Below are 19,675 nucleotides of genomic sequence, written 5' to 3'. Positions count from 1 at the left end.
AGTCCAACGAACAATCCTGGTCACAGTTATCGGTCGATGCGATAATTCAGCTTGTGGAGACCCGTCAGCTCGAACACTTCGTCGCCGTCGCCGAGGAACTCAGCTTCACCCGCGCCGCCCAGCGGCTCTACGCCGTGCAGTCCACCGTGTCCGCGACGATCCGGGCGCTGGAGGGCGAACTCGGGGTCAAGCTGTTCGACCGGTCGACGCGGCGGGTCGCGCTGTCCCCGGCGGGCAAGGTGTTCCTGCCCGAGGCGAAGGCCGCGCTGGAGGCGGTCGACCGGGCGCGGGACGTGGTCGCCGACGCCGCCGCCGGGCTGCGCGGCAGGCTGCGCATCGGCACCCTGACCAGCGTCGGCGAACTCGACCTGCCCGATCTGCTCGGCGCCTTCCACCAGCGGTACCCACTGGTGGACCTGCACGTCACGGTGTCGGTCACCGGCTCGACCGGACTGGCCGAGGACGTCCGGCAGGGCAGGCTCGACGTGGCGCTGCTCGGCCTGCCCGAAGCGGACCTGACCGGGCTCGACACCCGGCCGCTGGGCTCGGCGCCGTACGTGGTGGTGCTGCCGGACGGGCACCGGCTGGCGGGGCGGCGTTCGCTCACGCTGGCCGACCTGGCCGGGGAGTCCTTTGTGGACAACCCGCGCGGGTTCGGCAACCGGCTCGCCCTCGACCGCGCCTTCGAGGCGACCGGCACACCGCGACGGGTCACCGTCGAGGTCGCCGACCTGCGCACGGTGCCCGCCTACGTGGCCGCGGGACTGGGTATCGCGGTGGTGCCGGACCTCCGGCTGCTGTCGGGGGTCCGGACCATTCCGCTCGGCGGCACCGGGCTGGTGTGGCCGTTCACCATCGCCACCCGCGCGGGCCGCCCGCCGAGCCCGGCCGTGCGCACCCTGCTGGAGCTGATCAGCGCGCGGGAGTTCTCCGTCGCGGCTCCAGACCGACCTCCTCGCGGAGGTACACCTCGATGAACTCGGGCAGGTACTCCTGCTCGGCCATGGCCGCGAACAGCTCCGTCAGCGCCGGATCCGGTGTCTCGGTGAGGAACACGATGCGCCAGCGGTTGATCGGGCGGTCCTCGGTGCCGGTCACCGAATGCTCGACGTGGAACAGCGGCTGCCCGGTCCCGGCCCGCAGTTCGCCGAACTCGGCGAGGCCGTAGAACAACGCGCGCTGGTTCCGGTGGTCGAGGTGCACCCGCTCGATGACGGTCCCGTACCGCGACGGGTCCAGCCAGTGCTTCTGGTCCGAGACACGCACGAAGTCCGCACCCTCGCCGAACTTCGCGAGGCTGCCGGGGCGCACCACGTTGGGCAGGTACTTGTCCGGGGCCGACGCCTTGCGGATTTCCATGTCCCACAACGAGGTCCGGGTGAACCGGTACTCGCGGGCGAGGTCGTAGCGCTCGGCGAGCACCGCGTTGACGTCCACCGGCGGCAGTTCGTAGACGGTGAGCCCGGCGAAGCGCCGGTCCACGCCGTCGCGGATCACCTTCCAGGCCTGTTCCGCCGGATCGAGCACGTCGAGGTGCCCGTCGGCCGCTTCGAAGTCCAGAGGGTCGCCATGGGTGAAGGCCCCGGCGAGCGGCACACGCGGATCGGCGCCAGGAGCACCTTCGGGAAGTTCGGTCCGCGCGGCCGCCCACGTGGCGAGCCCGCCACCGGCGGAGTGCCCGATCGCGACCACCCGCGTGACGTCGAGCACCGGATCGAGATCGGCGACGGCGTCCACGGCCGCGGCCACGTCTTCGAACGTGCCCGGCCGGCCCGCGCCTTCTTCGCCGACTTGCCGATAGCCGACGTTCCAGACCGCGTAACCGTGGGCGACGAGGTCGTCTGCCAACGCGGTCATCTGGCGGCGGTCGGACCCGGCGTCCCGGTAACCACCGTGTAGCAGCACCACGACCGGGAACGGGCCGTCGCCTCCGGGCAGGTACAACTCCCCCACCTGCGACGGCGCCGGTCCGTAGGCGATGGTCCGGACCCGGCCGGGCTCGTCGTCGTAGCGCACGCCGCGCTCGGAGGAGACCAGCGCGTCGATGGTGCCGAAGAACGCGGCGATCTCCGGTTGGTTGGCGCCCTTGGCCTTCGACTCGTCCCAGGCGGCGTCGTCGTCCCATTCGACGAAGTCCAGCCAGGTGTTCTCGGCGACGCGCACCAGCCGCGCGGAGCGGAAGCCCCGGCGATCCCGGCGGAACGCCTCGAGCATGCCCGCCCGCGCGGCGAGCATCTCGGGCGTGCGCTCCGCGCGAACGGTGAACGTGGTCAGTTCCACGACCGACATGACCGGCTCCCTAGTCGAACACAGTAGGCAAGATCCCTGATAGTCATCTTTGGTGACTATCACGAATATAGACCGATCCCGCGAGCGACGGCAAGGAAGGCGGCTGCCCCGCGGCTACAGGATGGCGCCGAGCGGCAGGATCAGCGCGATCGCCACCACCGAGATCACCGTCTCCATGATCGACCAGCTCTTCACCGTCTGCCCCACCGTCAGGCCGAAGTACTCCTTCACCAGCCAGAACCCGGCGTCGTTGACGTGCGAGAAGAACAGCGAACCGGCGCCGATCGCGAGCACCAGCAGCGCGCTGTGCGTGGGGTCGAGGGTGGCCGCCAGCGGCGCGACGATCCCGGCCGCGGAAACCGTGGCCACCGTCGCCGAACCGGTCGCCAGGCGGATCGCCACCGCGACCAGCCAGCCCAGCAGCAGCGGCGAGAAGTTCGCCCCGGTGGCCAGTTCGGTGATCACATCACCGACGCCCGCGTCCACCAGCGTCTGCTTGAACCCGCCACCGGCACCGACGATCAGCAGGATGCCGGCGATCGGGCCGAGCGAATCGGCCAGCGTGCTCGACATCCGGCCGCGGGTGAACCCGGCCGCCCGGCCGAGGGTGACCATGCCGACCAGCACCGCGGCCAGCAGCGCGACCAGCGGGTCACCGACGAAGTCGAGCACCCGGCGGAGCTGGTTCTCCTTCTCCAGCAGGATGTCCGCCAGCGCCTTGCCCATCATCAGCACCACCGGCAGCAGCACGGTGGCCACCGTGGCGAAGAAGCTGGGGCGGCGCGTGTTGCCTTCGGTGTCCCCGACCGACTCCGGGACCAGGTGCTCCGGCGCCTTCGCCTCCGGCACCAGCTTCGCGGCCAGCCTGCCGAACACCGGACCGGCGATGATCACCGTCGGGATCGCGATCAGCACGCCGAGGGCCAGGGTGATGCCGACGTTGGCGTTGAGCGCACCGGCCGCGGCGAGCGGGCCGGGGTGCGGCGGGACCAGGCCGTGCAGCACCGAAAGCCCGGCCAGCGCCGGGATGCCGAGCAGCATCAGCGGCTGCCCGCTGCGCCGGGACACCAGCAGCACCACCGGGATCAGCATGACCAGGCCGATCTCGAAGAACATCGGCAACCCGATCAGCGCGGCCACCAGCGCCATCGCCCACGGCAGCAGCTTCGGCCCCGACCGGGAGATGATGGTGTCCACGATCTGCTCGGCACCACCGGAGTCGGCGAGCAGCTTGCCGAGCATCGCGCCGAGCGCGATCAGCACGCCGACCGAAGCCACCGTCGAGCCGACCCCGCCGCTGAAGCTCTTGATCAGCTTGTCCACCGGCATGCCCGCGACCAGCCCGAGCACGCCGGAACTGAGGATCAGCGCCAGGAACGGGTGCAGCTTCAGCTTGGTGATCAGCACGACGATCAGCGCGATCGCCAGCACGGTGGCGCCGAGCAGGCGGAGGTCGTGGCCGCCGGCGGCCGCGGCGAGTGTGTTCACGGGTGGTCCTTCCGATAAGCGGTGATCGCGGCGTCGACGAGTTCGCCCGGCGGTGCGCCGATGTCGAGGGTGCGCCCGTGCTCGTCCTGCCGCAGCGGGGAAAGATCGGCCAGCTGCGAGTCGAGCAGCGACGTGGGCATGAAGTGGCCGGAACGACCACCCATCCGGGTGGCCAGCAGTTCGCGCGCGCCGTCGAGGTGCAGGAACCAGACCGATCCCCCGCCGCGCAGCACGTCCCGGTACTCGTACTTCAGCGCCGAGCAGGTGACCACGCCGCCGGTCCCGGCGTGCGCGCGGATCCAGTCCGCGATGGACCGCAGCCAGGGCCACCGGTCGGCGTCGGTGAGCGGGACGCCGGAGGTCATCTTCTCGATGTTCGGCGCCGGGTGGAACTCGTCGGCTTCGGCGTATTCGACGCCGAGGTGCCCGGCCAGCGCGGTGCCGATGGTGCTCTTGCCCGCGCCCGCCACGCCCATCACCACGATGACCGCCATGGAAGTGACCTCCTTGTCCGCGGCAGAGAGTAGACCCAATAGGTACTACTTAATCAAGTGAAAGGTACTACTTAATCGAGTCAGTACGTTACGGTCACCGCATGGCCGACGGGGTGCACTCGAAGATGCTGGACGAGCTGGGCACCGCGATCGCCGGCGGCGAGCTGCCCCCCGGCTCGGTGCTCCGGCTGGAAGAACTGCAGGTGCGCTACGGCGCGTCCCGCACGGTCGCGCGTGAGGTGGTGCGCGCGCTGGAGACGATGCGGCTGACTTCGAGCAAGCGGCGTGTCGGGGTCACCGTGCGGGAGCACGCCGAGTGGAACCACTACGACCCGCGCGTGATCCGCTGGCAGCTCGACGGCCCGCAGCGGCAGGGCGCGCTGCGCACGCTGACCGAGCTGCGGGCCGCGATCGAGCCGAGCGCGGCCCGGTTCGCCGCGCTGCGCGCCACCCCGGAACAGCGCGGTCAGCTGCGCGCGCTCGGCTCACGGCTGGCGACCACCGCGAAGGCCCGCGACCTGGCCGCCTTTCTCGGGCACGACATCGACTTCCACGACCTGCTGCTGTCCGCGTCGGGCAATCCGATGTTCTCGCAGCTGTCCGCGGTGGTGGCCGAGGTGCTCACCGGGCGGACCGGGCACGGCCTGATGCCGCCCGAACCGCAGCCGGAAGCCGTGGCGCTGCACCAGGAAGTCGCGCTCGCGGTGGATCGCGGCGAGCCGGATCGCGCCGAGCGCGCGATGCGCGACATCGTGATCCAGGCTCGCGACGAAATGGTGGAACTGTCGGGCTGAGCCGCGGATCTCAGGGCGTCCAGGAAGGATCGCGGCCGATGAAGGCCATGAGCCTGTCCTGCGCGGAGGCGTCGCCGTCGACCGGCACGGCGGTGCCGAACTGCCCGCTGTCGCGCAGCATCTGCTCCATCGGCACCATGCCGGCGAGTGCGGCGTCGCAGCGCTCCTCGCCCAGTTCGGGTTCGCGGCCGAGCGCCTTGGCGAGGTCCCAGGAGTGCATCCAGACGTCCGCGGTGTAGAACCGGTCGATCGCCTCGTCCACCGGCAGGTCGCCGGTGTGCGGATTGCACAGCACCCGCCCGTCCGGCGCGTCGAGAATGGCTTGGATGTCGCTGGCGTGCCGCTTCCACGCCCCGGCCGGATCGGCCGACACGTCCAGCGCGGGCAGTTCGATCCCGGCACCGGTCAGGAATCCGCGGGACCATTCGACCAGGTGCCGCACGATGTCGAGGGCCGTCCACTCCGCGACCGGACTCGGCCGCGCCCAGTCGCCGGGCGACGCGGACTCGACGAGTTCGGTGAACCGCGCCGCGTCCTGGGCGTGCTGCCAGGCCGGACCCTTGGGCGCGAGCATCATCTCAGCTCTCCTTCGCCAGCAGCGCGTCGAGCTTGTCGTAACCCTCGTTGACGCCCACGTCCATGCCGCTGGACAGCATGCCGTCACGGGCCTCGAAATCGGCCATCACGCTCAGCGTCTTCAACCGCGTGCGCCCGTTTCCGAGGTCCTCGAAGGTCAGCGTCTCCAGCGACACGCCGTCGGGCTGGCCTTCGTAGGTGAAGGTCCACACGATCCGCTCGTTCGGGCGCACCTCGTGGAAGCTGCCGAAGAACGAAGCGACCTCCTCGCCGTCACGATCGTTGGCGAAGGCCCACGCGCCACCCGTGCTGGCGTCCCAGCGGATGATCCTCGTGGTCATCGAACGCGGCCCGATCCAGCGCGCGTAGATCTCGGGATCGACGTGGGCGCGGAACACCCGCTCCGGCGGCGCGTCGAAATCGCGGACGATCTCGATCGTCGGTACCTTCTCGTCCGCGCTGATCGTGGTCTCGGTCATGATGCGTCCTTCTCGGGGGTTCGCGTGTCGTCGTCGGCCATCCCGGCCAGCACGTCGTCGAGGCGCCGATAGCGCTCCTCGACCTGCCGCCGGTACCGCTCGATCCACTTCGTCATCAGGTCGAACACGGCCGCGTCCAGGTGGACCGGCCGCCGCTGGGCGTCCTTGCTGCGCGTGACCAGCCCGGCCTCCTCGAGCACCTTCACGTGCTTCGAGACCGCCTGCAGGCTCATCTCGTACGGCTCCGCCAGTTCGCCGACGGTCGCGTCGGCGGCGGCCAGCCGGGCCACCAGATCGCGCCGGGTCGGGTCGGCCAGAGCCGCGAACACCCGGTTGAGCCGCGCCGCGCTGTCGTCCATTCGCCTTCCTCAACTGGTCGGTTGAGCAAGAAGGTAGACCCGGCACCCGACATTGTCAACCAACCAGTTGAGTAACTCAGCGGCCCTTCCGGCGGATCCGGATGTCGCGCATGTCGGTCACCGCGACGGACAGGTCCCGGTACGGCAGGCCGTGCGCGTCCAGCGCGGCGATCGCACGCGCCTTCGCCGCGCGGTCGTCGTCATCGGGCCGGGCCGGGACCTGGCAGCGGAAGGTGAACACGGTGACGTTCGCGTCGTGGGTGAACGTGCCTTCCTCGGAGAACATCAACTGTCCCCCGCGCTCGGCGAGAGCGGTCCGCTGCTCATCGGTCAGGCCGTCGAACTTGCCGCGGATCGTCACGCGGAACACGTCCTGGCTCATCGGTCTTCCTCCTCGCGCACGGCATAGGTCAGCACCCGCTCGCCGAGCAGGGCCTCGATTTCGTCGAGCAGGGTGAGCGCGGCGGCGGCGATCAGCTCCGGGTCCTCACCGGCCACGGTCCGCTTCCCGATCTCCCCGAACACCACGCCGTGGAACCAGCCGATCTGCCCGGCCACCAGTCCCGGCACCGGGTCGTCCTCGCGGGCACCCGTCTCCTCGGCGAGCACCTCCGCCAGGTTGCGCACCATCTGGCCGCTCACGTCCTCCAGTCGCGCGGCCAGCGTGGGCGCGGCGAGCATCATCGCCAGCACCCGCCCGAACCCCTCGGTCAGCCCGACCGCGCGATCACGGCGGCGCACCTCCTCGCGCAGCCGCCCGAGCACCGCCACCGCCGCCGACTCCCCGGCGGCCCGGCCGCGCACCATGTCGGCCAGCCGGTCCGGCGAAGCCTCGCCGGGCGGCAGCACCAGGTCCTCCTTGGTGGCGAAGTAGTTGTAGACGGTGTTCACCGAGACGTCCGCCTTCTCGGCCACCTCGGTGATCGTCACGTGGTCGAACCCGCGCTCGACGAACAGGCCGAGCGCCACGTCGGCGATCCGCCGCCGGGTCAACCTCTTCTTGCGTTCGCGCAAGCCTCCAGTCATGTACAAGATTTAAGCACACCCCATTTTTGGGGTCGACTTTATTTTTTCGCCGGAGGCGATAGGGTCGGCGGGCATGCGAGTTTTTGTCACGGGCGCGACCGGGGCCATCGGCGTCCACGCGGTCCCCGCGCTGATCGAAGCCGGTCACGAGGTGACCGCACTGGCGCGCACACCGGAGAAGGCCGCCGCTCTCACCGCGCAGGGCGCGACGCCGGTTTCGGTGTCCCTGTTCGACCGCGCGGCACTGGCCGACGCGTTCGGCGGGCACGACGCGGTGGCCAATCTGGCCTCGGCGATCCCGCCGATGAACCGGTTCCTCAGCAACCGGGCGTGGGCCGAGTGCGCGAAGGTGCGGACCGACGGCTCGGCGGCGGTGTCCGGCGCGGCGCTCGACGCCGGGGTGGACCGGCTGGTCCAGGAGTCGGTGAGCATGATCTACCGCGACCACGGCGCGCGGTGGATCGACGAGGACCACCCGATCGACCACTACCCGCTGGCCAGGTCGAACATCGCCGCCGAGACCAGCGCCAACCGGTTCACCGAGGCCGGGCGCACCGGGGTGGTGCTGCGGTTCGGCTGGTTCTACGGTCCGGGCGCCGCGCACGCCGAGCAGATGCTCGCCCAGGCCCGTCACCACATCGCCGCGCAGCTCGGACCGTCCGGGAGCTACGTCTCCTCGATCCACATGGCCGACGCGGGCCGTGCCGTCGCCGCCGCGCTGCACGCGCCGGCGGGCACGTACAACGTGGTCGACGACGAACCGCTGACCAAACGCGAATACGCCGACGCGCTCGCCGAAGCCGCGGGCGCCCGCGCCTGGATCCGCGGTCCGGGACGGGCCGCGCTGCTGCTCGGCGACAGGCTCACCTCGCTGACGCGGTCGATCCGCGTGTCCAACGCCAAGTTCCGCGAAGCCACCGGCTGGGCGCCGGAGTTCCCCAGCGCGCGCGAAGGCTGGCGGGCCACCGCGCTCAGCCGATGATCTCCACGTCGAGCGCGTCGAGGTGGTCGTTCTCCGCGACCACCTCGATGGCGGCGATCCGGTCGGCGACGACGGTGAAGTAGAGCGCCAGGCGCGTCCGGCGGCGTGGCGCCACCACCGCGCCGACGGCACCGTCGATCAGCGCCACCCGCGCGAGCCTCGCCCCGCCGAAGAACGCCTTCGCCACCTGGTCCGCCCCGAACGTCTCGGCGTTCGCGCCCATCTGCACCGCACGCCGATCGGCTCGCAGCACCACGTCCGGGTCGAGCACCGCCAGCAGCGCGCCGAAGTCACCGCCCCGCGACGCCGCGAGAAAGGCGTCGATGATCTCCCGCTTGCGCGCCTGCTCGGCGTCCGGCGCGGGCGCGCCCCGCACCCGGCGGCGCGCGCGGCTGGCCAGTTGCCTGGCGGCGGCCGGGGTGCGGTCCACGATCGGCGCGATCTCGTCGAACGGCACGGCGAACAGGTCGTGCAGCACGAAGGCGAGGCGTTCGGCCGGGGTGAGCGTGTCGAGCACAACGAGCAGCGCCAGCCCGACCGAATCGGTTTCGACCGCCTCCTGCTCGGGGCCGCGTTCGCGGGCCTCGGCCGGTTCGGTGTCCTGCTCCCCCAGCGGGTCCTCGCGCCGGGACCGGCGCGACTGCAGCGCGTTCAGGCAGACCCTGCCGACCACCGTGGTCAGCCAGCCGCCGAGGTTCACCACCCCGCCGGGGTCGGAGCGGCTGAGGCGCATCCACGCCTCCTGCACCGCGTCCTCGGCCTCGGCGCGCGAACCGAGCATCCGGTAGGCCACCGCGGTCAGGTGCGCGCGATGCTCCTCGAAGCGCCGCGCCAGGAAATCTTCGTCGCCCATCGGTCCTCCGTTGCCACCGCTCATCCGGGATGACCGGCGAGCGGGCCGGGTTGTGACAGCGCCAAGATCAGCAGCAGGCTGGCAGGACGGACGTATGCTGCCGCGGTGACCGATGCACTGGAACAGTACCGGCTGCTCATCGCCGACGTGTACGACCTGGCCGGGATCTCCCGGCGCACCAGTGAAGACATCGCGCGCGAGGCGGGGCAGACCGCGGCGAGGTGGCATGTGCTCGGTGTGCTCGCGGACGGCCCGCGCACGGTGCCGAACGCGGCCCGGCGCCTCGGCCTGACCCCGCAGAGCGTGCAGCGGGTGGTCGGTGACCTGCTGGAGACCGACCAGGTCGAGGCCGTGCCGAATCCGGACCACGCGCGTTCCCCGCTGATCGCGCTCACCGACGAGGGCCGGGCCACCCTGGACCGGCTGTCCGCCCGCTCGGACGCCGCCAGGGAACGCCTGCTGGCCAGGGCGGGCACCGACGCCGAAGAACTGCGGCAAGCCACCCGGACCATCCGGCGCCTGCTCGACGCGCTGCGCACCCCGGGCTGACCTCGGCTCACCGGAAGGGATCCCGCTGCCCGGCAGCACCCGGCCGCTCACCGGCAGGAAGAATACGGCAATCGGGTTTCCCCGCCATTTTCCCGTTGCGTTCCGAATATCGACATCGACTGCTTGAACGCCCAACGCGAAATACCGACGGGAGGCGGCAAGCGAATGGCGACAAACCGAAGACGATATCTGGTTCCGGCAGCGGTAGCGGCGGCTTTGGTACTGCTCGGCGGAACGGCCTCGGCCAATCCGTTCCCGAACAACTACGACAGCGCGGTGGCTGACAGTTCATTACACACCTTCTGCACCACCAGCGGGTTCACCACCGACCCCACGGTGGCCACGTACGCGATGGACACACTGGACAACACCACCGATCTCACCGATTCCAACATCGGCTCCTGCAACAGCGTGACCATCGATGTGTGGTGGTGGCAGGAGGACCTGCCGGGCACACTGCGCGGGGAACGGTCCTGCTTCGCGCATTCCAGCCCCGGCGTCTGCGATTCCTCCGACGTCAAGCTCGATTTCGCGCAGCTCGATATCGGCGACAACGACTGGTACGACCGGCGCAAGACCTCGGTGCACGAACTCGGGCACAGCATCGGGCTCGGGCACGACACGATCAGCGCGATGATCTCCGGCGAGGTGCCCAGCACCGCGCTGCAGTGGCGCACCTACAGCGCGCACGACCTCGGCCACATCAACGCCCACTACTGAGAGGAGCCCGGCATGCGGAAGACGATCGCCGCCCTCGTGGCAGGCGGAGTGGCCATCGGAGTGCTCGCGGGCTGCGGCTCGACGGACACCACCACGAACACCGCGAGTTCGGCCCAGCCGCTGCTCGCCCAACTGAGCCGGGACTACGAAGCGGACTTCGATCCGCTGGTCTCGCCGAAGCAGGCGCTGGAACTGGGCGACCTGATCGTGCGCGGCACGGTGGCCGAGGTGCACGACGGCATCACCACGGCCTATCCCGACGCCCAGCGCACCCAGCGCGGGCAGGGCCAGTACGTCACCCTGCAGGTCGCGGTCACCGAAGTGGTGTCCGGCCCGGCCGCCGCGGTGACCGGCGGGCAGGTCTACGTCCAGGTGGCGAAGAGCCCGTCGACCCCGACCTCGGCGATCGCCGGGGCGAACACGAAGGCCGACGCCGTGCTCATCCTGGAGGACATCTCCACCTGGAAGCCGTCGCCGGACGCGACGGTGAACCGCCCGGAGAAGGTGCCCGCCGCGGCGCCGCTGTTCTTCGCCTATCCGGACGGCCTGTGGCTGCAGGGCAGCGCGGACGCCGCGATGGCGGGCAGCGCCACCGAACGCGAGCACCTGGCCCCGGCCTGGGGCGCGCCGACCACGCTGAACGACCTCGTCGGCGCACTGCGCTCCGCGCGCTGATCCACCACTGATACACCTGGCTCCACCTGGGTCCTGGCCGTTTTGCATCGTTGGCACAACGTTGTAAAACGGCTAGGCTCGGCCGATGGCCACTCTGCGGGACGTCGCGGTGCTCGCCGGGGTTTCGGTGAAGACCGTGTCGAACGTGGTCAACGGGTACGACTTCGTCAAACCGGAGAACCGGCGGCGCGTGGAGCACGCGCTGGCCGAAACCGGCTACCGGCCCAATCTCGGCGCGCGGAACCTGCGGCGCGGGCGCACCGGCTTCCTCGCCCTCGTGGTGCCCGAGCTGAGCATCCCGTACTTCGGCGAACTCGCCGGCGCCGTGCTCACCGCGGCCCGCGAGCGCGGCTGGAACGTGCTCATCGAGGAAACCCAGGGCGTGCGCGAGACCGAGCGCGCCACGCTGGCCTCGCTCGGCCCGCACATGGTCGACGGCGCGATCATCAGTCCCGAGGCACTCGAACCGGGCGACGTCACCGACGGCGGCATTCCGCTGGTCCTGCTCGGCGAGCACACCGTCGACGTGCCGATGGACCACGCCGGGATCGACAACGTGCTCGCCGCCCGCACCGCCGTCCGGCACCTGATCGAGCTGGGCCGCACCCGGATCGCGGTGATCGGCCAGCACCCGCGGTGCGGCACCGCCGCCCAGCGCCTGGCCGGTTACCGCGAGGCGCTCGCCGAAGCGGGTCTGCCCGAGTCATCGGAACTCGTCGCCACCGCCACGCGGTACCACCAGCGCGACGGCGCCGAAGCCATGGCACGCCTGCTGGATCTGCCCGAACCACCGGACGCGGTGTTCTGCTTCAACGACATGCTCGCGCTGGGCGCGGTTCGCGCCGCCTTCGAACGCGGTCGCGACGTGCCCGGTGACATCGCCGTAGCCGGGTTCGACAACACCGAGCAGAGCGCCTACAGCCTGCCCTCGCTCACCACCATCGCGCCGGACAAGACCGCGCTCGCGCGCGCGGCCGTCGAGCTGGTCCACCGCCGCGCCCGCGACGGCGCGCCCACCGCGCCGGAGGACGTGCGCATCCCGTTTTCCCTGGAGATCAGGGAGAGCACCACCGGATAGGTCCCCACCGAAAAACCGGAGGTCACGCATGTCGGTACACCGTCGTTCCGGCCAACACCGCAAGGGCAGACCTCACGCCCTCCTCTTCGCGCTCCTCGTACTGGCCGGGCTACTGGTCGCCAACCCAGCCACCCCGGCCGCTTCGGCTGCCACCTGGCAACCCAAACCCGCTCCCCTGAACACCCCGTGGACCTCGCAGGTCTCCCCCACGAACGCCCTGCCGGAGTATCCACGCCCGCAGCTGGTCCGCTCGGACTGGCTCAACCTCAACGGCGTCTGGGAATTCACCGGCGCCCCGAACCTCGGCAATCCGCCGATCGGCCAGACCCTGCCCGAGGGCGTGCTGGTGCCCTACCCGATCGAATCCGCGCTGTCCGGCATCAAACGCCACGAGGACAACATGTTCTACCGGCGCGCCTTCACCGTTCCGTCCACTTGGGACGGACGGCGGGTGAAGCTGAACTTCGGCGCGGTCACCTGGGAGACCCGGGTGTGGGTGAACGGCACCCAGGTCGGCACGCACACCGGCGGTTTCGACGCGTTCTCCTTCGACATCACCGGCGCGCTGCGGGCCGGGAGCAACGAGATCGTGATCGGCGTGCACTCCCCCGTCGACGGCAACCGCTTCCCGGTCGGCAAGCAGCGGCGCAGTCCCAGCGGCATCTTCTACACCGCGTCCTCGGGCATCTGGCAGACGGTGTGGCTGGAACCGGTCACCACCGCGCACATCACCCGCCTGGACACCACCCCGGACGTCCCGGCCGGGGTGCTCGACCTGGTCGTGCAGGGCACGGCCGGGCAGCAGGCACGCGCCGAGGTGCTCAGCGGCGGCCAGGTGGTCGGCACGGCCACCGGCGCGGTCGGCGCGCACCTGCGGATCCCGGTGCCGAACGCGCGGCTGTGGTCCCCGGAGGACCCGTTCCTCTACGACCTGCGGGTCACCCTGCCCGGCAGCGGCGACGCGGTCACCGGCTACTTCGGCATGCGCTCGCTCGGCAAGGCCGTGGTCGGCGGGGTGCTACGGCCGATCCTCAACGGCAAGTTCGTCTTCCAGCTCGGCACGCTGGACCAGGGTTACTGGCCGGACGGCGTCTACACCGCGCCGACCGACGCCGCGCTGCGCTTCGACCTGGAACGCCAGAAGGCGCTCGGCTTCAACATGGTGCGCAAGCACATCAAGGTGGAACCGGCGCGCTGGTTCTACCACGCCGACCGGCTGGGACTGCTGGTGTGGCAGGACATGCCGTCGCTCGACGCGGTCGACGACACCTCGGCGGCCAGCCGGGTGAACTACGAGTCGGAACTGCGGCGGATGGTCGAGCAGCTCAAGGGCATCACCTCGATCGTGCAGTGGGTGCCGTTCAACGAGGGCTGGGGCGAGTACGACAACGGCCGCATCGTCGACCTCGTGCGCTCGATCGACAACACCCGGCTGATCAACCACAACTCGGGCTCGAACTGCTGCGTCTCCGATCCCGAGCCCGCCAACGGCGACATCGTCGACGACCACGCGTACCAGATGTCGTCGGGCACGCGGCTGCCGACGGCGAGCCGGGTCGCGGTGCTCGGCGAGTACGGCGGGCTCGGCAGGCGGATCGTCGGTCACGAATACCAGCCGGGCGCCGGTTTCGCCTACGGGGACCTGTATCCCGACGAGACCTCGCTGACCAACCGCTACACCGAGATCACCCGCGAGGTCGGCCGGTTCGTGCAGACACGCGGGCTGTCCGCGTCGGTCTACACCGAACCGTACGACGTGGAGAACGAGATCAACGGCTTCTACACCTACGACCGCCAGGTGCTGAAGATGACCGAGTCGCGGGTGCGCGAGGTGAACCAGCAGGTGCTCGCGCTGGCTGCGGGCACGCAGATCCCGCGCGGCGAACCGGTTTCGCTGCGGGTGACCACACCCGGCTTCACCGACCGCTACCTGCGTCACCAGGACAGCCTCGCGCGCACCGACGTGCCGGTGAACGACCTGGTGAAGCTGGACGCCACGTTCTGGACGCGGCCGGGGCTGGCGAACTCGTCGTGCGTGTCGTTCGAATCGCGCAACTTCCCCGGCCGGTTCCTGCGGCACGCGAACTCACGCATCCGGACCGACGTGAACGACGGTTCGGCCGGGTTCGCCGGCGACGCGACCTTCTGCGTCAAAGCGGGCCAAGGCGCGGCGGCGCTCGAATCGCACAACCAGCCGGGCGCGTTCATCCGGCACTACCAGGAGCTGGTCTACCTGGCGCGCGCGAGCGGGCCGAACCCGTGGGACGGCGGCGGCAGCTTCGCCGCGGACACCACCTGGGCGGCGACCATCCCGCTGTGGCGCAGCGGCGCCGACCTGCCGGTGGACCAGGCGCGCTCGTTCCAGGTGACCACGCCCGGGTTCACCGACCGGTTCCTGCGGCACCGGGACGGTCTTGCGCGCACCGACGTGGTGACCGCGAGCAGTCCGGCGCTGCTGAAGTCGGACGCCACCTTCGTGATCCGGCGCGGGCTCGCCGACCCGTCGTGTTATTCGCTGGAGTCGCGGAACCTGCCGGGCCAGTTCCTGCGGCACGCCTCGTTCCGCGTGCGGCTGGGCACCGATGACGGCACCGAGTTGTTCGACCGGGACGCGACCTTCTGCGCCCAGCCGGGCAGCGGCGCCGGAACGGTGCGGCTGGCCTCGATCAACGAACTGGGCACGAACGTCCGGCACTACGCGGAGGAGGTGTGGGTCGCCTCCAGCGGCGGCGCGCACACCTACGACAATCCGGCGTCCTACGCACAGGACGTGAGCTGGGCGGTCGCCGCTCCCTGGGCGTGAACCCGTGGCTCACCGTCCGCCCCGGCGGACGGTGAGCTTCGCGCCCGGCACCAGGTCGGCGTATTCGCGGGCGATCGCGCCGTCGGCCGCGCCGCCGAACACGACCAGGTGCCGGGCACCCGCCGCTTCGTAGACCCGCCACAGCGCGGCGAAACCGCGCCGCGTGAGCTGCTCGTCGCCGTTCCAGCTGATGTCGTTGAGGTCGATGTAGGCGGCTTTGGTGCCCCGCGTGAAGAGTTCGCGGTAGATCGCCCAGGCTTCGGCGGACTGCCCGCGCTCGGCGGGGTCGTACAGCCAGATCATCTCGGTCATCGGGCGAACCCCGTCCGCTCCAGCACCAGCGCGGCGGAGTCCGCTGTGGACAGATGCGTGGTGTCGACGGTGCAGTCGGCGAAGTCGGTGCGTTCCAGCGCGGCGGCTTCTTCCAGGCACAGTCCGACCAGGTCGGTGAACCGGCCGCGGCGCAGGAACCGTTCCTTGTGCACCTCGGGCTCGGCACGCAGGCGGCACAGGGTGATCTTGTCGCCGTCCAAGCGGTACCGGCCGTAGTCTTCGGCGGTGCGCAGGTTGCCGGAGACCACCAGGCCACGGGCACCGGCGTCGCGGTAGAGCGGCCACAACGCCGCCAGGCTCGCGGACTTGACCCGGTGGTTCTCCTGGTCGTCATCCGGAGCCGGGTAGCAGAGCCCGATCTGGTCGGTGTCGAGGTGCGCGAACTCGGGGTGCGTGCGCACGATCTCCCGTGCCACGGTGGTTTTGCCCGCGCCTGGCGGACCGAAAAGCCAGAGGATCACGACGGCCACCCTGCCAGGCCGGGCCGGGCAGGGGCCACCGAATTATCCCGCGGTGTCGGCGTAGACGATGCCGCGGCCGTTCGTGCCGATGTAAACCCGCCCGTAGATCCGGGGATCACCGGTCACCGCCTCACCGGCGTTGCCGTACTGGTGCGCGTTGTCGTTGATCCGCACCCAGCTCGCCCCGGTGTCGTTCGAGCGGTAGAAACCGTTCTGCCGCACCAGGTACAGCGCCGGATAGGCTTTGCCCGGCGCGGCCTTGCCGAAGCCGACGTTGACCGCGTTGTCCACACCGGACAGTTTGGTGACGGTGGCACCGGAGTCGGTGGAGCGGAACAGCCCGCCCGCACCGGCCAGCCACAGGTCGCCCTCGCGGCCCGGCACGGCGTGGAACTTGCTCGCGGCCACTGTGGCCGCGGCGGTGAAGTTCGCGCCACCGTCGGTGCTCACGTAGAGCCGTCCGGCGGCCAGGCCGTAGAACTTCATCGGGTTCACTCGGTCCGACTCGATCACCGCGCCGGCCGGGATGCCCGCGGACGGCGTCCACGAATTGCCGAAGCCGACCGAGTAGTGCACGGCGGCGCCCTGCGGGCTCCAGACGAAGCGGCTGCCGTTCGCCGCCGCGGCGACCGTGCCACCGCCGGTCACCCCGCCCGGTTCACTGGCGCCCCACCAGTTCGCGCCGCCGTCGGCGGAAAAAGCCACGCGCGGCGACTGGTCGGTGTTGCCCGCGCGCACCATCGTGCCCGGGGAGAGTTCGGCGTAGTCCAGGCTGGTGGTCGTGGTGAACACCGGGCTGGTGAACAACATCGACGGCACCTTGGTCAGGTCGTTGTGCCGGAAGCCGCCGATGTCCCCGAGCGCGCTGACCAGCGGTGGTCCCGACGGCGGGCTGATCAGGTCGAGCACCGCGGTCTCCTCCAGGCCGCCCGCGGTGGGTTCGAGCCGGATCTTCTCGCCGCGATCCCACGCGGTGAGGTTCTTGGTGCCGTAGATGGTCGCGCCGGTGCCGTACATCATCCGGTCCGAGTTGAACGGATCGATCTCCAGCGATTCGGTCATCCAGCCGAGTTTGGGCGCCTTCTCCGGTGGCGCCGGGTTCGCCCCGAAGGTGAGCCAGGGCGCGGCCGAGATGTCCATGTCGTAACGCAGCGTCCGCTCGGGATAGTTGCCCCAGTCCCAGATCCGCGTCCAGGTGGCGCCGCCGTCGGTGCTGCGGAAGATGATGATGTCCGGCCACCACGAGATCTGCGTGGCCACCATCAGCGTGCCGGGGTGCTGCCGGTCCACGCTCAGCCCGCTGTAACCGAAGTTGTTGTCGGCGCTGTCCGAGGGAATCGGGCTGATCCGCGTCCAGGCGCCGGTGGCGGTGTCGAACTTCCACACGTCACCCTTGCCGCCGTCGTACGGGCCACCCTTGTCGTTGGTGGCGATGTAGAGGAATCCGCCGGCTTCGTCCAGCACGCCCTTGTGTGCCAGGTAGCCGGTCGGCTGCCCGGCCAGCCGCTGCCAGGTCGCGCCCGCGTCGGTGCTGCGGTAGACGGTGTTCTCCTTGTCCGCCACCCCGACGTAGATCGCCTTGCTCGGACTTCCCGCGGTGCCGGAGCGCGAATCGTAGGTCACCCAGACCACGCCCTGGTTGTCGCTGGCGTAGCCGTTCGGATCGGCCGGGTTCTCCACGTAGTTGCCCGGGTTCGGGAAGCTGGTCACCTTCGCCCAGCTCACCCCGGAGTCCGTGCTGCGCCAAAGGCCGTTGCCGCTGGGCGCGCCGAGGTAGAGCACGCGCCCGTCGTTCGGGTCGACGGCCAGGCGCTCCCCCATGCCCCGGCCCGGCATGTTGCCGCCGAGCTTGAACGGCAGCTGGCTGACCTGCCAGCTGGCGCCGCGGTCCGACGAGCGCAGGACCGCGCCGTTGTTCGGGTCCCAGCTGTTGGTGTACATCCCGGCCGCGGCGTACACGCGGTTCGCGTTCTTGGGGTCCGGCGCGATGCTGACCACGCCGTTGTACCCCCACTTGTCCCAGCCCGCCCAGTCCAGCAGCGGGATCCAGCGGCCGGTGGACTGGTTCCACCGGTACGCGCCGCCGATGTCGGTGCGTGCGTAGATCAGGTCCTTTTCGGCTGGGCTGAACACGATTCCCGGGACGAAACCGCCGCCGGCGATTTCCACGTTGCGCCAGGTGGGCGCGGGCGCGGGCGCGCTCGCGGCCGGGGAGGTGAGGGTGGACAGGATCAGCAGTACCGCGGTGAGCAGCCACCTCATGGCCAGGCTCCAATCGGAATCCCGCCGGGGCGGGCGGGCGTCGGGAACGCGGCGAGGGGCAGTCGCCGCGCGTTCCGGCTACCAGCGATCTCCCAGGCTGATGCCGGTGGTGCTGCCCGCGCCGCCGAGCGGCACGTCGTGGTCGAGGCCGACGAACTTGCCGCCGTGTTGCCACAGCGCGGGTTTGAGCATCGCGTACTTCGTCTCGTCCCAGGTGGCCCAGTCGTCCAGCAGCAGGCCGCCGGTGTCACCGGAGTTCGGGTTGAGGCACCAGAACGTCTGGTGCAGGCCGTTTTCGGTGATCAGGTCACGCAGCGCGGTCATCCACCTGTCCTGCCGCGCGTCCTGGCCCAGCCGCCCGCCCCACTCGCCGACCAGCAGCGGCGCGGTGCCGTTCTCGTGCAGGTAGAACCAGTTCGGGCGCCACACGTCGTTGGTCAGCGTGGTTTTGTCGAACTGCTTCTGGAACCACGGCTGGTCGAACACCAGCGGGCCGTAGTCGTGCGGTGAGTAGACGAGCTGGTCCTGCCCGGCGCCGAGGTTCACCGGGTGCTCGGCCACCCCGCGCAGGTTCCCGCCCCACCAGGTGGAGTGGTAGTCGGTGCCGGTGACCGAACTCCAGTTCTTGCCGGCCTTGGGGTAGATTTCGTTGCCCTCGCAGAGGATCAGCACTTCGGGATTGATCGCGAGGATGCGCTTGCCCGCGGTTTCGCAGGTGTGCTTGAAGTTGTCCTGGTCGGCGGAACCGTCCCATTTGGCCCGTGGTGCGGCGGACGCGGTGCCGTGCGGTTCGTTCTTGACGTCCATCGCGATGATGGTGTCGTCGTTCTTGTACCGCGCGGTGACCCATTCCCAGCCCTGGTAGAACAGCTCGGGCGTGATCGAGCCCTTCCACCACACCGGGTACACGTGGCCGGAGTTGTCGGCTTCGGCGCTGTGCACGTCGAGCATCACCTTGATGCCGTACTTCTCGCACAGCGCCAGCCAGTGGTCGAACACCTCGAGCGTGGTCTTCCCGGTCAGCTCCGGGTTCACCCAGGTGTTGACCGCGCCGGGCACGCTCGCCTGCCCGGCCTTCCACTCCAGCAGCAACTGGGTGGAGATCGGCACCCGGACCAGGTTGATCCCGCGCTGGGCCATCGACTTGGTGACCTGCTCGACGTTGACCGCCCACAGGCCGTGGAAGACCCGCTCCCCCGCGTTGAAGCCGAACCAGTTGGCACCGGTGAGCCAGACCTGGTTGCCGTCGGCATCGACGATCCGGTTGCCCTGGGTGTGCAGCCAGTCGTTCGTGGCCGCGGCGGCCGGTGGTGACGCCTGCCCGGCGGGCACCACCACGACGGCCAGCGCCAGCAGGACAGCGGCGAGCAGTTTTCGCACCGGAACTCCTCACACCTTTGGGAGCGCTCCCAGACCTGTTCGGACAGTAACCAGGCGACAACTCCGGTGTAAAG

General features: G+C 70.3%; 21 protein-coding genes. 8 read left to right on the top strand and 13 right to left on the bottom strand.

The window, feature by feature from the left end; all coding sequences use genetic code 11:
- Positions 1-53: 53 nt before the first annotated feature.
- Positions 54-977 carry a LysR family transcriptional regulator gene (locus YIM_RS19815; protein ID WP_153031771.1) on the top strand — a complete coding sequence of 308 codons (924 nt, stop codon included), beginning with the start codon at positions 54-56 and terminating at the stop codon, positions 975-977.
- Here YIM_RS19815 and YIM_RS19810 read toward each other — a convergent pair.
- The 3 genes from YIM_RS19810 to YIM_RS19800 form a co-directional block, all read right to left on the bottom strand.
- Complete coding sequence (locus tag YIM_RS19810) at positions 913-2,289, bottom strand: alpha/beta hydrolase (protein ID WP_153031770.1); 1,377 nt, start codon at positions 2,287-2,289, stop codon at positions 913-915. The two genes, YIM_RS19815 and YIM_RS19810, sit on opposite strands and share 65 nt — an antisense overlap.
- Positions 2,290-2,403: 114 nt before the next feature.
- Positions 2,404-3,777 carry a gluconate:H+ symporter gene (locus YIM_RS19805; protein ID WP_153031769.1) on the bottom strand — a complete coding sequence of 458 codons (1,374 nt, stop codon included), beginning with the start codon at positions 3,775-3,777 and terminating at the stop codon, positions 2,404-2,406.
- Positions 3,774-4,271 carry a gluconokinase gene (locus YIM_RS19800; RefSeq protein ID WP_153031768.1) on the bottom strand — a complete coding sequence of 166 codons (498 nt, stop codon included), beginning with the start codon at positions 4,269-4,271 and terminating at the stop codon, positions 3,774-3,776. Before YIM_RS19800 ends, YIM_RS19805 begins: the two co-directional genes overlap by 4 nt.
- Before the next feature lie 125 nt (positions 4,272-4,396).
- Here YIM_RS19800 and YIM_RS19795 point away from each other — a divergent pair, with 125 nt between their 5' ends.
- On the top strand, positions 4,397-5,065 hold the full coding sequence (locus tag YIM_RS19795; protein ID WP_153037100.1) for an FCD domain-containing protein: 669 nt from the start codon (positions 4,397-4,399) through the stop codon (positions 5,063-5,065).
- 10 nt (positions 5,066-5,075) lie between these two features.
- Here YIM_RS19795 and YIM_RS19790 read toward each other — a convergent pair whose 3' ends face one another.
- The 5 genes from YIM_RS19790 to YIM_RS49830 all read right to left on the bottom strand — a co-directional run bounded on the left by YIM_RS19790 (position 5,076) and on the right by YIM_RS49830 (position 7,505).
- Positions 5,076-5,639: a TIGR03086 family metal-binding protein gene (locus YIM_RS19790; RefSeq protein WP_153037099.1), complete on the bottom strand. Its 564-nt coding sequence runs from the start codon at positions 5,637-5,639 to the stop codon at positions 5,076-5,078.
- A gap of 4 nt (positions 5,640-5,643) precedes the next feature.
- Entirely contained in the window at positions 5,644-6,120 is a 477-nt protein-coding gene (locus YIM_RS19785; RefSeq protein WP_153031767.1) for an SRPBCC family protein, read from the bottom strand.
- Entirely contained in the window at positions 6,117-6,479 is a 363-nt protein-coding gene (locus YIM_RS19780; RefSeq protein WP_153031766.1) for a helix-turn-helix transcriptional regulator, read from the bottom strand. Before YIM_RS19780 ends, YIM_RS19785 begins: the two co-directional genes overlap by 4 nt.
- Positions 6,480-6,555: 76 nt before the next feature.
- Positions 6,556-6,861 carry a DUF6204 family protein gene (locus YIM_RS19775; RefSeq protein ID WP_228004839.1) on the bottom strand — a complete coding sequence of 102 codons (306 nt, stop codon included), beginning with the start codon at positions 6,859-6,861 and terminating at the stop codon, positions 6,556-6,558.
- Positions 6,858-7,505: a TetR/AcrR family transcriptional regulator gene (locus tag YIM_RS49830; protein WP_153031765.1), complete on the bottom strand. Its 648-nt coding sequence runs from the start codon at positions 7,503-7,505 to the stop codon at positions 6,858-6,860. The genes YIM_RS19775 and YIM_RS49830 overlap by 4 nt, the downstream gene beginning before the upstream one ends.
- Before the next feature lie 73 nt (positions 7,506-7,578).
- Here YIM_RS49830 and YIM_RS19765 point away from each other — a divergent pair, with 73 nt between their 5' ends.
- A complete protein-coding gene (locus YIM_RS19765; protein ID WP_153031764.1) occupies positions 7,579-8,487 on the top strand; it encodes an NAD(P)-dependent oxidoreductase in 909 nt (302 codons plus the stop codon).
- Here the strand turns inward: YIM_RS19765 and YIM_RS19760 are convergent.
- Positions 8,477-9,340, bottom strand: a complete 864-nt coding sequence (locus YIM_RS19760) for a sigma-70 family RNA polymerase sigma factor (RefSeq protein ID WP_153031763.1) — start codon at positions 9,338-9,340, stop codon at positions 8,477-8,479. The two genes, YIM_RS19765 and YIM_RS19760, sit on opposite strands and share 11 nt — an antisense overlap.
- Positions 9,341-9,445: 105 nt before the next feature.
- Between YIM_RS19760 and YIM_RS19755 the strand changes: the two genes are divergently transcribed.
- The 5 genes from YIM_RS19755 to YIM_RS19735 all read left to right on the top strand — a co-directional run bounded on the left by YIM_RS19755 (position 9,446) and on the right by YIM_RS19735 (position 15,165).
- Positions 9,446-9,889, top strand: coding sequence for a MarR family winged helix-turn-helix transcriptional regulator (locus YIM_RS19755; RefSeq protein WP_228004838.1), 444 nt, complete (start codon positions 9,446-9,448; stop codon positions 9,887-9,889).
- Between the two features lie 165 nt (positions 9,890-10,054).
- A complete protein-coding gene (locus YIM_RS19750; protein ID WP_153031762.1) occupies positions 10,055-10,609 on the top strand; it encodes a hypothetical protein in 555 nt (184 codons plus the stop codon).
- Between the two features lie 12 nt (positions 10,610-10,621).
- Entirely contained in the window at positions 10,622-11,284 is a 663-nt protein-coding gene (locus YIM_RS19745) for a hypothetical protein (protein ID WP_153031761.1), read from the top strand.
- A gap of 85 nt (positions 11,285-11,369) precedes the next feature.
- Positions 11,370-12,362: a LacI family DNA-binding transcriptional regulator gene (locus tag YIM_RS19740; RefSeq protein ID WP_153031760.1), complete on the top strand. Its 993-nt coding sequence runs from the start codon at positions 11,370-11,372 to the stop codon at positions 12,360-12,362.
- Positions 12,363-12,390: 28 nt separating this feature from the next.
- Positions 12,391-15,165 (top strand): AbfB domain-containing protein, encoded by a 2,775-nt coding sequence (locus tag YIM_RS19735; protein WP_153031759.1) that lies wholly within the window; start codon positions 12,391-12,393, stop codon positions 15,163-15,165.
- 9 nt (positions 15,166-15,174) lie between these two features.
- On the opposite strand, the gene YIM_RS19730 is transcribed toward YIM_RS19735, so the two are convergent.
- The 4 genes from YIM_RS19730 to YIM_RS19715 form a co-directional block, all read right to left on the bottom strand.
- The gene (locus YIM_RS19730) at positions 15,175-15,477 is read right to left on the bottom strand and encodes a hypothetical protein (RefSeq protein WP_153031758.1); all 303 of its coding nucleotides are present in this window, start codon (positions 15,475-15,477) and stop codon (positions 15,175-15,177) included.
- On the bottom strand, positions 15,474-15,959 hold the full coding sequence (locus YIM_RS19725) for an AAA family ATPase (RefSeq protein ID WP_194240219.1): 486 nt from the start codon (positions 15,957-15,959) through the stop codon (positions 15,474-15,476). The genes YIM_RS19730 and YIM_RS19725 overlap by 4 nt, the downstream gene beginning before the upstream one ends.
- 42 nt (positions 15,960-16,001) lie before the next feature.
- Positions 16,002-18,221 (bottom strand): sialidase family protein, encoded by a 2,220-nt coding sequence (locus tag YIM_RS19720; protein ID WP_228004837.1) that lies wholly within the window; start codon positions 18,219-18,221, stop codon positions 16,002-16,004.
- 78 nt (positions 18,222-18,299) lie between these two features.
- Entirely contained in the window at positions 18,300-19,601 is a 1,302-nt protein-coding gene (locus YIM_RS19715; protein WP_153031756.1) for a glycoside hydrolase family 5 protein, read from the bottom strand.
- Between the last annotated feature and the right edge of the window lie 74 nt (positions 19,602-19,675).

Source organism: Amycolatopsis sp. YIM 10 (assembly GCF_009429145.1).
GTDB lineage: Bacteria > Actinomycetota > Actinomycetes > Mycobacteriales > Pseudonocardiaceae > Amycolatopsis.
This window is presented reverse-complemented; position numbering and strand designations above follow the sequence as displayed.

What these genes read in the sequence shown, in the direction of transcription:
- YIM_RS19810 (WP_153031770.1), bottom strand. Translation starts at nt 2,289, where the DNA reads ATGTCGGTCGTGGAACTGACCACGTTCACCGTTCGCGCGGAGCGCACG.
- YIM_RS19800 (WP_153031768.1), bottom strand. Translation starts at nt 4,271, where the DNA reads ATGGCGGTCATCGTGGTGATGGGCGTGGCGGGCGCGGGCAAGAGCACC.
- YIM_RS19795 (WP_153037100.1), top strand. Translation starts at nt 4,397, where the DNA reads ATGCTGGACGAGCTGGGCACCGCGATCGCCGGCGGCGAGCTGCCCCCC.
- YIM_RS19790 (WP_153037099.1), bottom strand. Translation starts at nt 5,639, where the DNA reads ATGCTCGCGCCCAAGGGTCCGGCCTGGCAGCACGCCCAGGACGCGGCG.
- YIM_RS19785 (WP_153031767.1), bottom strand. Translation starts at nt 6,120, where the DNA reads ATGACCGAGACCACGATCAGCGCGGACGAGAAGGTACCGACGATCGAG.
- YIM_RS19780 (WP_153031766.1), bottom strand. Translation starts at nt 6,479, where the DNA reads ATGGACGACAGCGCGGCGCGGCTCAACCGGGTGTTCGCGGCTCTGGCC.
- YIM_RS19775 (WP_228004839.1), bottom strand. Translation starts at nt 6,861, where the DNA reads ATGAGCCAGGACGTGTTCCGCGTGACGATCCGCGGCAAGTTCGACGGC.
- YIM_RS49830 (WP_153031765.1), bottom strand. Translation starts at nt 7,505, where the DNA reads ATGACTGGAGGCTTGCGCGAACGCAAGAAGAGGTTGACCCGGCGGCGG.
- YIM_RS19765 (WP_153031764.1), top strand. Translation starts at nt 7,579, where the DNA reads ATGCGAGTTTTTGTCACGGGCGCGACCGGGGCCATCGGCGTCCACGCG.
- YIM_RS19760 (WP_153031763.1), bottom strand. Translation starts at nt 9,340, where the DNA reads ATGGGCGACGAAGATTTCCTGGCGCGGCGCTTCGAGGAGCATCGCGCG.
- YIM_RS19750 (WP_153031762.1), top strand. Translation starts at nt 10,055, where the DNA reads ATGGCGACAAACCGAAGACGATATCTGGTTCCGGCAGCGGTAGCGGCG.
- YIM_RS19745 (WP_153031761.1), top strand. Translation starts at nt 10,622, where the DNA reads ATGCGGAAGACGATCGCCGCCCTCGTGGCAGGCGGAGTGGCCATCGGA.
- YIM_RS19740 (WP_153031760.1), top strand. Translation starts at nt 11,370, where the DNA reads ATGGCCACTCTGCGGGACGTCGCGGTGCTCGCCGGGGTTTCGGTGAAG.
- YIM_RS19735 (WP_153031759.1), top strand. Translation starts at nt 12,391, where the DNA reads ATGTCGGTACACCGTCGTTCCGGCCAACACCGCAAGGGCAGACCTCAC.
- YIM_RS19730 (WP_153031758.1), bottom strand. Translation starts at nt 15,477, where the DNA reads ATGACCGAGATGATCTGGCTGTACGACCCCGCCGAGCGCGGGCAGTCC.
- YIM_RS19720 (WP_228004837.1), bottom strand. Translation starts at nt 18,221, where the DNA reads ATGAGGTGGCTGCTCACCGCGGTACTGCTGATCCTGTCCACCCTCACC.